The sequence below is a fragment of the Gilliamella sp. W8136 genome, assembly GCF_016101285.1.
GTDB lineage: Bacteria > Pseudomonadota > Gammaproteobacteria > Enterobacterales > Orbaceae > Gilliamella > Gilliamella apicola_N.
Genome location: NZ_JACFQU010000005.1, coordinates 120,261 through 136,081 on the forward strand (window position 1 = coordinate 120,261; position 15,821 = coordinate 136,081).

At 29.9% G+C, this 15,821-nt stretch carries 17 protein-coding genes and 4 tRNA genes; 6 read left to right on the forward strand and 15 right to left on the reverse strand.

Features of this window, described 5'->3' with window-relative positions:
• Window positions 1–586: 586 nt before the first annotated feature.
• The 9 genes from H3T96_RS04415 to H3T96_RS04455 form a co-directional block, all read right to left on the reverse strand.
• Window positions 587–805, reverse strand: coding sequence for a Flp family type IVb pilin (locus tag H3T96_RS04415; RefSeq protein WP_198248597.1), 219 nt, complete (start codon window positions 803–805; stop codon window positions 587–589).
• A 557-nt stretch (window positions 806–1,362) separates the two neighbouring features.
• Window positions 1,363–1,581, reverse strand: coding sequence for a Flp family type IVb pilin (locus H3T96_RS04420; RefSeq protein WP_144091629.1), 219 nt, complete (start codon window positions 1,579–1,581; stop codon window positions 1,363–1,365).
• Window positions 1,582–2,120: 539 nt separating this feature from the next.
• Entirely contained in the window at window positions 2,121–2,339 is a 219-nt protein-coding gene (locus H3T96_RS04425) for a Flp family type IVb pilin (RefSeq protein ID WP_144091628.1), read from the reverse strand.
• Between the two features lie 541 nt (window positions 2,340–2,880).
• Window positions 2,881–3,099, reverse strand: a complete 219-nt coding sequence (locus H3T96_RS04430; RefSeq protein ID WP_198248598.1) for a Flp family type IVb pilin — start codon at window positions 3,097–3,099, stop codon at window positions 2,881–2,883.
• Window positions 3,100–3,487: 388 nt separating this feature from the next.
• Window positions 3,488–3,709 (reverse strand): Flp family type IVb pilin, encoded by a 222-nt coding sequence (locus H3T96_RS04435; RefSeq protein ID WP_144091627.1) that lies wholly within the window; start codon window positions 3,707–3,709, stop codon window positions 3,488–3,490.
• Window positions 3,710–4,651: 942 nt separating this feature from the next.
• Window positions 4,652–4,727, reverse strand: a tRNA-Gly gene (locus H3T96_RS04440).
• A 70-nt stretch (window positions 4,728–4,797) separates the two neighbouring features.
• Entirely contained in the window at window positions 4,798–5,055 is a 258-nt protein-coding gene (locus H3T96_RS04445) for a DUF1145 domain-containing protein (RefSeq protein ID WP_086309111.1), read from the reverse strand.
• Window positions 5,055–5,618, reverse strand: coding sequence for a 16S rRNA (guanine(966)-N(2))-methyltransferase RsmD (gene rsmD / locus H3T96_RS04450; protein WP_144091626.1), 564 nt, complete (start codon window positions 5,616–5,618; stop codon window positions 5,055–5,057). Before rsmD ends, H3T96_RS04445 begins: the two co-directional genes overlap by 1 nt.
• A 13-nt stretch (window positions 5,619–5,631) precedes the next feature.
• Window positions 5,632–8,163 carry a penicillin-binding protein 1A gene (locus tag H3T96_RS04455; protein WP_144091709.1) on the reverse strand — a complete coding sequence of 844 codons (2,532 nt, stop codon included), beginning with the start codon at window positions 8,161–8,163 and terminating at the stop codon, window positions 5,632–5,634.
• A 267-nt stretch (window positions 8,164–8,430) separates the two neighbouring features.
• Between H3T96_RS04455 and H3T96_RS14980 the strand changes: the two genes are divergently transcribed.
• Window positions 8,431–8,838, forward strand: coding sequence for a protein YgfX (locus tag H3T96_RS14980; protein ID WP_086327258.1), 408 nt, complete (start codon window positions 8,431–8,433; stop codon window positions 8,836–8,838).
• A gap of 35 nt (window positions 8,839–8,873) precedes the next feature.
• Here H3T96_RS14980 and tusA read toward each other — a convergent pair whose 3' ends face one another.
• The 6 genes from tusA to H3T96_RS04490 form a co-directional block, all read right to left on the reverse strand.
• Window positions 8,874–9,110 (reverse strand): sulfurtransferase TusA, encoded by a 237-nt coding sequence (tusA, locus tag H3T96_RS04465; protein ID WP_039129621.1) that lies wholly within the window; start codon window positions 9,108–9,110, stop codon window positions 8,874–8,876.
• A gap of 19 nt (window positions 9,111–9,129) precedes the next feature.
• On the reverse strand, window positions 9,130–9,936 hold the full coding sequence (locus tag H3T96_RS04470) for a Cof-type HAD-IIB family hydrolase (RefSeq protein WP_086327259.1): 807 nt from the start codon (window positions 9,934–9,936) through the stop codon (window positions 9,130–9,132).
• A gap of 126 nt (window positions 9,937–10,062) precedes the next feature.
• Entirely contained in the window at window positions 10,063–11,331 is a 1,269-nt protein-coding gene (locus H3T96_RS04475) for a secretin N-terminal domain-containing protein (protein ID WP_186279224.1), read from the reverse strand.
• Window positions 11,332–11,395: 64 nt separating this feature from the next.
• A complete protein-coding gene (locus H3T96_RS04480; protein ID WP_144091624.1) occupies window positions 11,396–11,770 on the reverse strand; it encodes a hypothetical protein in 375 nt (124 codons plus the stop codon).
• Entirely contained in the window at window positions 11,767–12,240 is a 474-nt protein-coding gene (locus H3T96_RS04485; RefSeq protein WP_144091623.1) for a type II secretion system protein, read from the reverse strand. The genes H3T96_RS04480 and H3T96_RS04485 overlap by 4 nt, the downstream gene beginning before the upstream one ends.
• A complete protein-coding gene (locus H3T96_RS04490; RefSeq protein ID WP_144091622.1) occupies window positions 12,230–13,186 on the reverse strand; it encodes a PilN domain-containing protein in 957 nt (318 codons plus the stop codon). Before H3T96_RS04490 ends, H3T96_RS04485 begins: the two co-directional genes overlap by 11 nt.
• A 199-nt stretch (window positions 13,187–13,385) precedes the next feature.
• Between H3T96_RS04490 and H3T96_RS04495 the strand changes: the two genes are divergently transcribed.
• The 5 genes from H3T96_RS04495 (at window position 13,386) to H3T96_RS04515 (ending at window position 15,700) form a co-directional block, all read left to right on the forward strand.
• Window positions 13,386–13,461 (forward strand) — tRNA-Val (locus tag H3T96_RS04495).
• A gap of 35 nt (window positions 13,462–13,496) precedes the next feature.
• Window positions 13,497–13,572, forward strand: a tRNA-Val gene (locus tag H3T96_RS04500).
• Window positions 13,573–13,592: 20 nt separating this feature from the next.
• A tRNA-Lys gene (locus H3T96_RS04505) sits at window positions 13,593–13,668 on the forward strand.
• Window positions 13,669–14,213: 545 nt separating this feature from the next.
• On the forward strand, window positions 14,214–14,918 hold the full coding sequence (locus H3T96_RS04510; protein WP_144091621.1) for a tetratricopeptide repeat protein: 705 nt from the start codon (window positions 14,214–14,216) through the stop codon (window positions 14,916–14,918).
• Window positions 14,919–15,091: 173 nt separating this feature from the next.
• Entirely contained in the window at window positions 15,092–15,700 is a 609-nt protein-coding gene (locus H3T96_RS04515) for a tetratricopeptide repeat protein (RefSeq protein WP_144091620.1), read from the forward strand.
• Window positions 15,701–15,821 lie beyond the last annotated feature (121 nt).

A 15,821-nucleotide genomic window follows, 5' to 3' on the forward strand; every position in this document is an offset into this window, starting at 1 on the left:
GCTGATAAGTACATCATATTAACTCTCTCCTTTCAATATTTACGATATTTTTAATTTGTTTTCTCTTTCTTATCAGAAAGTTTTCATATTATATGCACTTTAATATCAATTTACCAGCATTAAATGCAATTTTATTGTAATTTTTTTTATATTGGCTCAACAAAGAAATAATAATAATGAAGCAATACAAAATAAACGTTAAAAATCAATATGTTAATTAAAGAATGGTTATTGTTATCCAAAATAGATTGTAATCATTACTTAATTTTTAAGATATAAACTATGTTTTTATTAAAATATTTTATTAAAGCCTATTAAAATTTTTAAATTGCCTAAGAGGAAAAAATAATTTAGATGTGGATCATAAAATTGTTGAAAGTTTAATTTTAAAATACTGAAAATATAATATTAAACTAAATATATAAAGAATTTAAAGTGAATTCTACCGCCATTGATAATATCTATTATATTTTGATACGGTTTATTTTATCACTTGAATAAATAGCAATCCTGCTTAAAAACAATAAACCACCCCTTCCTTTACAAAGGGGTGGTTTATTTCAGAATAGTAATTAAAGATTACTAATTAGGAAATAATACTTGATAATTTAGCTTGTAATGAAGTAAATACACCATATAACATTTTATAAACAGGTCCGTTGGCTTTATCAAAGATAACCAAAAGCACAGCTGAAACACCTGCTGCAACAATTGCATATTCAATTGCAGTTACACCGCGTTCATTTTTAATAAATTTGCCTGCAAAGTTTCTTACTTGTGCGCGAACTGCTGATAAGTACATCATATTAACTCTCCCCTTTCAATATTTACGATATTTTTAATTTGTTTTCTCTTTCTTATCGGAAAGTTTTCACATTATATGCACTTTAATATTAATTTACCAGCATTAAATGCAATTTTATTGTAAATTTTTTATATTGGCCCAACAAAGAAATAATAATGAAGCAATATAAAATAAACTTTTAAAATCAATATGTTAATTAAAAAAGGGTTATTGTTATCCAACAATAGATTGTAATCATTACTTAATTTTTAAGATATAAACTATGTTTTTATTAAAATATTTTATTAAAGCCTATTAAAATTTTTAAATTGCATGAGAGAAAAAAGATAACTTAGATGTGGGTCATAAAATTGCTGAAAGTTTAATTTTAAAACACTAAAAATTTAATATCAAACTAAATATACAGAGAGTTAAAGTGTATTCTACTGCCATTAATAATATCTATTTTATTATCAATACGGTTTATTTTATTACTTGAAGAAACTGGCTTAAAAACAATAAACCACTTCTTTACAAAGAAGTGGTTTTTTTTCAGAATAGCGATTAAAGATTACTAATTAAGAAATAAGACCTGATAATTTAGCTTGTAGTGAAGTAAATACACTATATAACATTTTATAAACAGGACCGTTAGCTTTATCAAAGATAACCAAAAGTACAGCTGAAACACCTGCTGCAACGATTGCATATTCAATTGCAGTTACACCGCGTTCATTTTTGATAAATTTGCCTGCAAAATTTCTTACTTGTGCGCGAATTGCTGATAAGTACATCATAATAAATCTTTCCTTAGATATTTACATTATTTTTAATATCGTTTTCTGTTTATTTCCAGAAAACTTTCACATTATATGCGGTTTAATATCAATTTGCCAGCATTAAATGTAATTTTATTATAAATTTTATGTATTAGCGCAATAAAAAACCAACAATGTATAAATAAAAAATAAATATTTAAAATCAATATGTTAATTAAAAAAGGGTTATTGTTATCCAAAAAATAGATTGTGATTTATTACTTAATTTTTAAGATAAGAGCAATCTATTCATTAAAATATTTTGTTAAAGCACCATTAAATTTTTTGAATTGCATAAGTGGAAAAAAGTAATATAGATGTGGGTCATAAAATTGCTAAAAATTTAATATTAAAATTTAAACATACAGAGAGTTAAAGTGTATTCTACTGCCATTAATTATATCTCTCTTATTATTGATACAGTTTATTTTATTACTCGAAGAAACTAGCTTAAAAACAATAAACCACCTCTTTACAAAGAAGTGGTTTATTTCAGAATAGTAATTAAATATTACTAATTAGGAAATGATAGCTGATAATTTAGCTTGTAGTGTAGTAAATACACTATATAACATTTTATAAACAGGACCGTTAGTTTTATCAAATATAACCAAAAGCACAGCTGAAACACCTGCAGCAACAATTGCATATTCAATTGCAGTTACACCGCGTTCATTTTTGATAAATTTGCCTGCAAAGTTTCTTACTTGTGCGCGAACTGCTGATAAGTACATCATAATAACTCTTTCCTTTAATATTTACATTATTTTTAATTTGTTTTCACTTTCTTATCAGAAAGTTTTCACATTATATGCAGTTTAATATTAATTTGCCAGCATTAAATGCAATTTTATTGTAAATTTTTTTATATTGACCCAATAAAGAAATAATAATAATGAAGCATAGAAAATAAACAATTTAAAATCAATACGTTAATTAGAAAAGGTTTATTGTTATACAAGTATAAATTATAAGTATTACTTAATTTTTAAGATATAAACTATGTATTTATTAATAATATTTTGTTAAAGCATCATTAAATTTTTTGAATTGCATAAGTGGAAAAAAGTAATATAGATGTGGGTCATAAAATTGCTAAAAATTTAATATTAAAATTTAAACATACAGAGAGTTAAAGTGTATTCTACTGCCATTAATTATATCTATCTTATTATTGATACAGTTTATTTTATTATTTGAAGAAACTAGCTTAAAAACAATAAACCACCTCTTTACAAAGAAGTGGTTTATTTCAGAATAGTAATTAAATATTACTAATTAGGAAATAATACTTGATAATTTAGCTTGTAGTGTAGTAAATACACCATTTAACATATTATGAACAGGACCGTTACCTTTATCAAAGATAACCAAAAGCACAGCTGAAACACCTGCAGCAACAATTGCATATTCAATTGCAGTTACACCGCGTTCATTTTTAATAAATTTGCCTGCAAAACTTCTTACTTGTGCGCGAACTGCCGATAAGTACATCATAATAATTCTTTCCTTAACTATTTACATTTATTTTAATGTTAATTTTCTTCCTTTTTAGAAAGCGTTAACATTATATTTGTATTGAAATAAATTTACCAGCATAAGTTTAATTTTATTTTAAATTTTTTAAATTGCATGAGAAGAAAAAGCGTCAACTTAGATATAAATCATAAAATTGCCAATAATTTATCAAAAAAGAATCAAAATATAATATTCGAATGAGTATAGAGAGAATGTTAACGCTTTGGACCAATCTTTTATATTATCTGTTTTAATATTTGCAACGTCTTATGCCATAAGTTGAAGCGATGTTATACTTCTCTAAAACAACAAACCACCCCCTTTATAAAGGAGTGGTTTTTATTAATAATATTATGAGAAATATTACTTATGAATAAATAATACTCTCCATTTTATATCTCAAGTTATTGAATACATCCTCTAACATAATAAAAACAGGGCCACCGTTCGCTCTAAAGATAAACAGAATCACTGCAGAAACACCCGCTGCAACAATTGCATATTCAATTGCAGTTACACCACTTTCGTTTTTAATAAATTTGCTTGTAAAATTCCTTATTTGCGCACGGATTGCTACTAAATACATCATAATTACTTTCTCCTTAATATTTATAAAATTCTAATCTTTATTAATTTCTCTTTACAGATTTTAACAAATTATATGCCGTTTAATATAAATTTACCAGATACAAATATAATTTTTTTAAAAAAATTTATATTAAAAATATTTTATTAAATTATAAAACTATAATAAAAAAAATAAATTTATAACCATTTGAATAATATAGATAAAATCAAAAATAATTATTTTAAACTTCAGATTACCTTTGTAGATAATAAAAAGATTAACGGATAAAATAGAACAAAAAATAGAAATATATTGAATATTTCATGATCTAAAAAGTTGAAAATTTATAAGGTTAATTAGCTTTATTAAAAATTTGAGCTTATCCCCTAAACTGTTATCTATATCTATTTTAATAAGCTAGAAAATGAAAAAGCAAAATTAAATGATAGTATAAAATTTATGCTTTAGTTTTCAAGTAATTCAGTTAAAGCGTTTTTAACTGGATCATGATCACACAAAATACTTGAAATTATCACTGTAATTCCTAATGTATAATTGCATATTCGATCGCATACATACCACGTTCGTTTTTTACAAATTTAGTTTCAATCGATTTTAGCTGACTAAAAATTACAGATATGTCCAAAATAATAACGCTCCATTTACTGGCTTACATTTTATTTTCTTTATGGTTATTTTTTTATTTTACGATAATTACAGTAACGTTAATAATGATAATTAATTTATGATGATAGAAATATTTGGAGGAATAAAAAGAGATATATAATGATAAAATTAAAGATAATCTTTATAAGTTAAATGTTAAATTTCAACATAACAAATACTACTTATATATCCTTTATCGATGATAAGTTACATCAAATTCTAATTAAAAGTAGATAAACTAGATCCTTAATTATCTAAAAAAATTTAATCAATATTGAATATTTGTAGATGAAGAATTGGAGCGGGAAACGAGGTTCGAACTCGCGACCTCAACCTTGGCAAGGTTGCGCTCTACCAACTGAGCTATTCCCGCTTATTGGAATACTTCGAAAGAAGTGGGAGCATTATACAAAATTTTTTGTATCTGGCAACCACTTTTATCGTTATTTTTTAATTTTCCAGCTAAGTGATTCAAATACACCAAAAATAAAAAGACGAAGTGCTTTAAATTTATCCTCTTCTTTCTCTTTATTCGTCATTGTTGACTGTAACATATAGGCTTGCAAGCCATGAGTTAGTGTAAAAGCGGCCAAACCAAAATACGCAACAATATTGGCAGGTTTTGGGTATGGGTGAATCAGATTGAATAATAAAAATAACCACATTATGGTATATAAAAATTTACCAATAAATATAAACATTAATTTTCTTCTCGTATAAAAAGATAGCTGTGAACCTGGCCGACGGTTTTTTCTCGATGTAATTGCCAATTAGTAGGAATATAACTCATTAGCTCATGGTCTTTTTCTGTTTCGATATAAATATATGCAGATGATTTCAGCCAATTATTATTTTCAAGCTGATTAACCGTTTGGGCAACGAGTGATTGATGAAATGGTGGATCGATAAACACAATATCAAACTGTTTTTGAGCAGGTTGATTAAGCCATATTAGCGTATTAGTGTGATGAATCTCAATTGCATCGCAAGCAATAAGTTGTTTATTTTTATTAAGCAGCTGCGCAACTTGTTTATCTTTTTCTAGTAATATTACACTTTTTGCACCTCGTGATGCAGCTTCAAAGCCTAATGAACCACTTCCCGAAAAACAATCTAAACATTCACTATCATAAATAACTGGCATTAACCAATTATAAAGAGTTTCTTTAACTCTATCAGTAGTAGGGCGTAAACCTTGTTTGTCAAGTACTGCCAATTTACGTCCACGCCATTTGCCACCAATAATTCTTATAGAACCATTCATACTCAATACCTTACTAGAATAGTTCTTGTGTGTTACCTTGGGAATCGGTCACACTTGTATCAACTTCTTGAGTTGCATAAGATTTTGGTTCAGTACCTTTAATAAAGTATTCCGACATTGTTTTAGAACCTGATTGAGGTAATAACCCAGTCTTTTGGTCAATGGTAACAGAGATGACATTGTCCGGCTTAATATCTTCATTTACAGGTACATCCTGTAGGGCAATTTTCATATAATCAATCCAAAGTGGATTGGCTGTAACTGCCCCTGCTTCCGCTCGAATAGTTCGACCTAAATTGCGTCGATGATCATCAAAGCCCATCCATACAGTTGTTACAATATTGCCGCCATAACCAGAAAACCAAACATCTTTTGATGAATTTGTGGTACCGGTTTTCCCTCCTACATCTTTTCTACCTAATGCTTTCACGCGCCAAGCCGTACCTTGCCAATCAGAACCGCCAAAGACAATTGTTCTAAGTCCATCTTTCATAATAAAAGCTAAACCACTATCGATCGTATGAGGTGCATATTTTGGAGTAACATCCGTTGCTTTATTATCCAGATTGATATTTGGTAATACCATATTATCATCTGATTTAAGGTTAGCTTGTTCAGGTTCTTCATTACCTGATTCGTCTATTTCATTCTCTACATTATTTAAGGATACTGGCATTGACTCTGTTTTGATAACCTCATCAGTACAATTTTTACAAGCAATCAAAGGTTGATGTTGATAAATAACACCACTACCATTATTATCTTCGATTTTTTCAATTAAATAAGGCGAAATTAAATATCCACCATTAACAATCACCGAATAAGCTCTTGCTACTTGCAATGGTGTGAACGAAGCAGAACCTAAAGCTAAAGATTCATTAAGTGAGATATTTTCTTTAGGGAATCCAAATCGCTCTAAATAAGTCGCAACATATTCAATTCCTACTGCACGCAGCGCTCTAACCATCATTACATTTTTAGACATCCCTAAGCCAATTCTTAAACGTAATGGGCCAGCATAGTTTGGTGGGGAATTTTTAGGTCGCCAAGTCGCACTACCTGTTGAGCGAACAATAGGCGCATCATTGAGTAGTGTAGCCATAGTTAAACCTTTTTCTAATGTTGCTGTATAAATAAAAGGTTTAATATTTGAACCTAATTGACGAAGAGCTTGGGTAGCACGATTAAATTTACTTAAATAAAAATCATAACCGCCAACAATTGCTTTGATAGCACCATTGTCAGAATCAAGTGAAACGAGTGCAGCATTGACAGCTGGAATTTGTGCTAATGCCCATTTATCATTTGTTTTCTTAACCCAAATAAGTTGTCCTGGTTTTAATGTATCAGATACTTTTTTCGGAAAAGAACCTTGTCTAGTATCACTAATAAATGGTCGAGCCCACTTCATATCTTGGAATGCAATAACGATTTTAGATTTATCGGTTAAAACAACATTTGCTTCTAGATCCGAAGATTGAATAACAACACCAGGGCACATACCACTATAACAAGTATATTTTTTTAACGTATTTTGAATTTGCTCATCTTTCCATGCTTTCTCGTTATCTTTCCATAATATTTTTTCAGGACCACGATAACCATGTCTTATATCATAATCAATAATATTTTTTTGCACAGCTTGCTCAGCTGCTAACTGATCTGTTTTAGAAATAGTTGTATAGACTTTATAGCCATCAGTATAAGCATTTTCACCAAATTTATCATACATAAACTGCCTTGCCATTTCGGCAATATATGGGGCTGAAAATTCGATCTGTGGTGAATGATAACTTACATTAATTGGCTTACTAATTGCTTCATTGTATTGTGATTGAGTAATATAAGATTGATCTAGCATACGACCCAAAACCCAGTTACGTCTGGTCAGTGCACGATCAGGGTGTGAAATAGGATTATAAGCTGAAGGTGCATTTGGCAAACCAGCTAATAGTGCCGCTTCATCAATGGTTAGCTGATCTGGGGTCTTACCAAAAAAAGTATAAGAAGCAGCTGCAACACCATATGCTCTAGAACCAAAGTTAATCATATTTAGATAAAGTGTCATGATTTCTTCTTTAGTTAGCTCTTTTTCCATACGAATCGCTAAAATAACTTCTTTCGCTTTTCGTGAAATACTCTTTTCTGGTGTTAAGAAAAAGTTTTTTGCAACCTGCTGGGTTATAGTGCTTCCACCTTGCGAAAATCCTTTTTGCTTTAAACCTATGTACATTGCTCGTACAATCCCGACCGGATCGATACCAAAATGCTCATGAAATCTCGCATCTTCTGTAGCAATCACAGCATTAACCACAACAGGTGGGATTTCATTATATTTTAATGGTGTTCGTCGACGTTCACCAAAAATAGCGATGAGTTCTCCATCTTTGCTCAAAATTTGCAGCGGTGTTTGCAACCTTACATCTTTTAAGGTTGTAACATCAGGCAAGTCTTTTGAATAATAAGCATAACCAGCAATTACTATGACTAAAGCACATAGAAAACAGCCGATAAAAAACTTAAGAAAAAATTTTAACACTTTAATTATTATCACAAATTATTCCTAGCTGAATTTTCAAAGGAAAAAGTAAGGGCAACAAAGTAATTTCTGTTACCCCGCAAATAATTTAACACATAGTTTTTATGAACATTGATATGATGAATTTAATATTCTAGTCATAGAGCAAATATATTAATCACTCATAAAAAATTACTTTAATTATGCGTATTATCTCCCATATTTAGCTTAATTTTAAGCAATTTTTAACAATATCATTTATTAATTGTGTTTTATTTGAACTAAGTTTTTATTATGTGGAGAACTAAATTAACCATATCCCGTCAACAAATAATAATATTATCAATATTTTATTTGATTATAGTTGTTGAATGTTTATTAAAATTTGCCGATACATTATTAAATAACTACACTTTTATTATTTTATTGTTCTTAATTATTGACTGGTGGCGAAGCATTTGTTGTTGCAAAAAAGTCAAAGGAGAATTTGCACTATTTCATTATATCAATCAGATCTATTGGTATAAACAACGGTGGTATTTAAGACGCAATCCATTAATACTTCGTTACATTATTATTTTAAATTTGCAATCAAGAAGAACCAATAAACAACATACCCTATTTTTAATGTCGGATAATTTTTCTCCAAATGACTGGCGTACTTTACGTTACTATCTCTACCAAATTAGGTTAACTTACTAAAATGTATCGTTAACCTGAAATTTTTGGCAGAAAGATCAATGGGATTTTTTTATCCAATATTGATAAGGTTTGGATTCTATTTGTAAGGCAAGCAGTTCATGATCCATATATCTGCAAAAACTCGGTACATCACGAGTAGTGGCAACATCATCAGCGATCAAATAAAGTACTTGTCCTATACCCAGTTCTCTTATAGCTTTTCGAACTAGCATGATAGGCTCTGGGCAACGTAATCCCAGAGTATCGAGTTTTTTATCAAAAGTTAGAGTCATAAAATATAATTAGATTAATTTATAGTAATAAATTACTTAAATAGTGAGGTACGGCATCATCAACGTTTGAACCAATTACCTCTAATTGAGGTAGTTTTTGACGTAAATCTAAACTAGCATTTTGCATAATGCAACCTTTTCCTGCCATTTTTAACATCTCAAAATCATTCATGCCATCACCAAAAGCAATACTATCTTTTAGATCGAGACCAAGTTTTTCAACTACCCTTTTTAGCGCACTGCCTTTTGATACATTTTCAGCCATAATTTCAAGACAGTTTGAAGATGAAAATGTGATGCTTATTTTACTACCATATTTTTTATCAAGCCTATTTTTTATTTCAGCTAAATGTGGATGTAATGAATCACTACTTGTTGTGAAGTAAATTTTGGCAATATCGTCGGCTTCAAAATCAGATGGATTAAAATATTCATAAGTAAAATCTGTATCTCTAAAAAAACTTAAAGAATAAGTATCTTCTTTATTAATAAGCCAATTATCACCGCGGTAGACATGAGTGTATACTAACGGATCATCAATACATTCTTTTGCTACCTCACATGCTAATACAGGATCAATACTTTGCCCGAAGATTAGATTCCCTGAGCTATCATGCACTCTAGCGCCATTGGAAGTAATCATAAAAGCATCAATTTCCATGTTTTCTCGCATTTGAGCCACATCAATATGGTGTCGCCCTGTTGCAAACACAAAATGAATATCTTTTTTACGCAAAGCTTGAAGGACTTGTTTAGTGTAAGGTGATAAGCAATGCTCAGGAGTTAATAAAGTGCCATCTAAATCAGAAGCTACAACACGAAACATAATATTCTCTACTTTTATAATAATTTGTAATGATGATGACTAAAAAACTAAACATTGAAACAGTAAATTAAGTTTCAAAGTAAATCATAGAAAAATAAACTCTGTATGATACAACTCTGATGACATTTACTCAACTAATTGTAGCGTGATAAAAATAACAAGTTCTTTTTTTTGCTGTTTTTTACCTTTATATTTAAATAAGTTACCAATAATCGGAAGCTCACTGGCACTTGGTACGTTTCGTTTAAGATTATCGTTAGTTTGTTGAAAGATGCCGCCTAAAACAATAGTTTCGCCGTTGTTTACTTTCACTTGTGTTTTAATTTCTTGGGTATCGATAGCTAATGCTTCCCCTCCCTCACTTCGTTTTATTGAGCGCCCTGCAGTATTTTGAGTAATGTACAAATCTAAAAGTATCTGATTATCAGATAGTATTTTGGGCGTCACTTCTAATCCTAGAACGGCTTGCTTAAACTCAATTGATGTTGCACCATTATTTCCATTTGAAACTTCATAAGGTATTTCTGTACCTTGCTTTATTGATGCCATATTCTGGTTGGATGTTAATAAATTAGGGCTAGCAATAATTTCAACTTGATTTTCAGACTCTAAGGCTGATAGTTGTAAATTAAGCAAACTACCAGAAATTTTAGCTAAATTGAAACCTATGGTAGAGGTAGAGTTAGTAATACCTAATCCAACTTCAAACTTATCTAACAATTGAGATGATCGCCCTGAATAGCCCCATTTAATACCCAATTCATTCATACTTTCACTACTCATTGTTACAATATGTGCAGATATATGTACTTGTGGCATTGGTTTATCAATCGACTTAATCAAGTTGTTAATCGCTTTAAACTGTTTTGGTAAATCCATAATAATAAGTGAATTGGTTCGTTTATCCATAATCACTTTGCCCCGTTCGGATAATAATCCTTGCTGCTGAATGGTTTCATTTAAATTTGCAAGATCCGCATGATTAATCGCAATGGACAAAGATTCAAGCGGCTGCTTTTGCTCTTGTTGTTTGAGTTCCAATTGCTTTTTTTGTTCTAAAATTTCTGGTTCGATAGCTTTGGAAATAAATAAAATATTATCATCCATTGTGGCTTGTAAATTGGCCGAATCTAAAATAATGGTTAATGCCTTTTGCCAATCTATATTTTGCAGTTTAATGGTTTGTTTTATCGATATATTCTCACTCATAATAAGATTCATTTGTTTACAATCAGCTAAAGCTTGCAGAATAATGGCAATATCTGTTTGATAAAAATTCATTGAAATCAGATCATTATTATGCAGCTCAACATTTGAAGATAAATTAAAACTTAACTGATTTTCGTTAGCTCTAACAGTACTTATCATGATGATCATTGAGATCAAACAGATCATTGTTATCCTTAACAATATACTTTGACATTGATGAATCGATGATATCTTTTTTGTTTGCATATCTTTATGACTCATTTATTAACATTGTCCATTCAATCGTTTCATGACAATAATCTGTCAAATTAGCTTGCCACACGATTTTATGATTTTGCCAAGATTGCAAAAACCAGGGAAATAGTACTTTAGAGTGAACCTCTTGATTTATGGCAAGCCACTGATTTTCAGAATAGAGCCAAATTTGCGGATAATAATGACTTTTATGTTGAATCAGGCCTTTGAATCGCCAAGCTTGTATCTGTTTTAATAATATCTCTTTCTGTTCATTACATGACGTTTGCGTTGGTTCAACAAATGGATCTCGATAAAAGTTTAGCTCTGCGATAACATTAAAACAGCTGATAATCAATAAATAACCCATTATAAATAAGTTTGCTTTCACTCTATTTTCCTTTTAAATAATAAGGTAAATATAATTTGTAGATAAGATTCCTGTTTAGTCATCTTTAAATCTCGAAAATTCAAATAGTAATAATCTTTATTAAGGTCTGTAATTAAATTCATAAAATCAATAAATTCACCATTAAGTTCAATATCCCAATTTATTGTTTCATCCGTTTGATATTGTTTGAAAGCGTTTAGGATTAAATGGTTTCGTTCAATATATTGAGCAAATTCGTTTTGATTGATGATTATTAATGAACGGTTTTGCCCAAATTGATAATGTTTAAGCCTTGATTGTAATGATTCAATTTGTAGCTGTTTAGTTTGATATAATTTTTGTTGCTTGTCTGATTGTTTGTTTATATCGTAAATAAAAAACAGATAACCGATAATAAAAATAACGATCGTTAACAAAATACAGATTAAATATTGTTGCCAAAATGGCCGATTTAAAAACTCACTGTTCATTTATGTCAATATCCATTTCAAAAAACAGACTATGTTTATTATTAATAATTGTTTTGATTTGGCTTTTACTGACATTTTTATGTTGTAAAAGATTTAGATTAAAATTAGTGAGTTCAATATAGTTAAAACTATGCCCTTTAATTGTTATTTTATCGGGTTTATAAGTAAACGAAGTTAACCAAATATTAGTAGGTAATTGTTCTGAAATTAATATTAATGACTGCTCGATTTGTCTTTGACTCGCGGAAGGATTTGGCAGATAAGTTGATAATTGCTCATTTAACTTTTGCTCAATAAGTTGTTGCTGTGAAACGTCATTTATACAGCGGGTTAATTTTGTTTGGGCTTGCCTCCACATATAACAAAATAAACAACTCATCACCCCCATCAAACATACTATTACAATTGATAAATACTGTTTTTGCTTATTATATTGACTTTGTCGCCATGGTAAAAAATTGAATCTTTTATTATCGCTTGAACAACCAATAAAATTAATTAAACATTCATTTTTTTTAAATAGCTCAATCCAGCTATTAACATAATCACGCTCGCATACGGCAATCATAATTTGCTTTTGGTTCTGTTTATCAGTTAAAAAATTAAAATCAAAAAAGACGTTTTTAGCGGATAACTCAAATAATTTATAGATCGAGGCTTCGATATATAAAGCAATTTCATTGGGTTGCAATTTCACCTCCGGCATCATCACTTTTGTTAATTGAATATAGTTATCTGAAAGGTTTATTTCATATTTGGTATATTTGGGTAACTTAGCTTGTAGTTGACCAACAAAAATATCAATATCATTGAAATTTTGATAATCATATTCAATTAAATCGCCAAATGGAGAAAACGTTAATAGCCCATTAGATTGACTTATCTTATATCGTATAACCTTGGGTTCGACATAAATTATGACCCGACATTTATCTATTATCTTCATCAATTAACTGCTCATAAAAATAATTTTATCCACAAATCATAGTCACAACAACTGAGGCAAACACAAATAAAAGGTGTTTTTGCGATTCATCACCCAAAAAACGTTTAAAATTAAATCGAACAAAGCTAATTTTGCAGAAAATTAAAAAAAAAGGTTGACTGAAATAAGACGTGCCTTATAATGCACATCCACACGGTAAGGGTGATTAGCTCAGTTGGGAGAGCACCTCCCTTACAAGGAGGGGGTCACTGGTTCGAACCCGGTATCACCCACCAATCTTTACCGTGACGTTTTAGAAATAAAACATTTGGGGTGATTAGCTCAGTTGGGAGAGCACCTCCCTTACAAGGAGGGGGTCACTGGTTCGAACCCGGTATCACCCACCACTTTTAGCAGTTTTCTATATGGGTTGTTAGCTCAGTCGGTAGAGCAGCGGACTTTTAATCCGTTTGTCGAGCGTTCGAATCGCTCACGACCCACCACCTTTTTTAATTCTCTGTTTTACCAATCAAAGACAATAATTAAATATATTGAGTTATAAGAATACTAGCGTTCAACTAATCCGCTCGTAATGAATCTGAACAATATTAAATGTCTGCGCTGTGAAATGATAAGGTACATAATGTGCCGAATAATCAAGCTTAAAATCTACCAATTATTTCTCTTTTAGAAAATCAATACGAACGATAATAAATCAAACAGTAAAAACACCAACATTCAATAAATTAATATGCGACTATTTTTAATTAACATAGAATATTAGCTCAAAAGGAGCATGTAAACGATTGTTCAAATTATCAAATTTAACACCTTGAGTTTTCTACAAAATGTAACCCTTAAAATCAATTCTATTTAATAAAATTAAGTGTTGAAAGCACCAACATTTGATAAACGTTGCTAAAATAGCAAATACCCTATTAATCATTTATAACCCTGACTTCTCCATCCTCAATAAATCAACTAACACCTTAAATTTGTTATCATGTAAAATATATCAATATCAAAAGGATATGATTTTGGAAATATTATGAAAAAGTTATTATTATCGACGTTTATTATGATCAATTTGTTGACGGGTTGTAGTTCTGATTCTGATTATAATGAGGTTGAAACTTATAACGATAAAGATGTGTTATATAAAAAAGCAGCTGTATTACAGGATGCTGCAGCGCAATTTGCTTTAGGTGCCAATTACTATTTTGGACAAAATGGTTATACCCAAGATTATAGTCAAGCTAAAAAATGGTTTGAAGCGTCAGCCAAGCAAGGATATACAACATCTCAATATAATCTAGGTCTTATGTATAATAAAGGAGAAGGAGTAAAACCTGATTATAAAAAAGCAATAATGTATTATGAACAAGCCGCTCAGGCTAACTTTGTGAGAGCGCAAAATAATTTAGGTTTTATATATTATGAAGGTAAAGTGGTTCCACAAGATTTAGATAAAGCGAAATTCTGGTTTGAAAAAGCTGCTAATCAAGGTCATCTAAAATCTCAATTAGCGTTAGCAACCATATATCTGTCAAATAGAAAAAACTACCCTAAAGGATTAGAACTACTTAAACCAGCGCTAAAAGCCAATAATCCTGAAGCACAAGTATTAATGGGCGTATTGTATTATAATGGAACAGTAGTATCAAAAGATATGAATGAAGCCAAAAGATATTTTGACATGGCTTGCAAAAATGGATTACAAAAAGGGTGTGAACTCTCCAAAGATATTCAATAACAACAAATTAATAAAAAAATCTTTCAATTTTTAATGGCAAGATGTTTAAGTGTAATTAAATGAGATTTCCATTATATTTATATTATTTATGATATTTTAACCTAATATATGGCGATATACACAAAACAGGTAATCCAAAGCATGCCAACGAATGATTTACTGTAGGATGAAGTATGATCAAGTTCTTTGCTAAAATTATATTAGGTTTATGTTTCAGCATTTTTGTCAGTGCTAATCAGCAAATATTATTTGATTTTAACCAAGAATATCAGAAAGCGACTGAACAAAACAATGCTGAAGCTCAATTTCATTTAGGTATTATGTATGCCAATGGTACGCATACTAAAAAGCGTTATTTTAAGGGTATTGAAAAACAATTTGAACAACCCGATGAATCTCAACCAGATTATACTAAAGCTAAAGAGTGGTTCGAAAAAGCAGCCAATCAAGGTCATATTGAAGCACAACATCAGCTTGCTTTACTTTATTATAATGGTCAAGGGACTAAACAAAATTATTCACAAGGAATTAAGTGGGATACCAAAGCGGCAAAAAAAGGTAATGTGATAGCCCAATATACTTTAGCTAATCTTTATTATAAAGGTACAGGAGTAAAACAAGACTATTTTAAATCAAAACAATGGTTTGCTAAAGCAGCTGAACAAAACTACTCTGATTCCAAAGAACAATTGGCCATTGTATCGAAAAAAGTATCAGCGATTGTTGCTAAGCAACAAGCAGCTAAAAAACAAAAAAGTAATTATGATTGTGGTTGTGATTAACATAAAATAATTATAACGCTATTTTCTATTATTATAGGTACGCCTAATAATTTTGATATTAAAGTCAGATCATATATCACAAGAAAGTAAAATAGAGATTTAATAAATTTATTTTTTTACT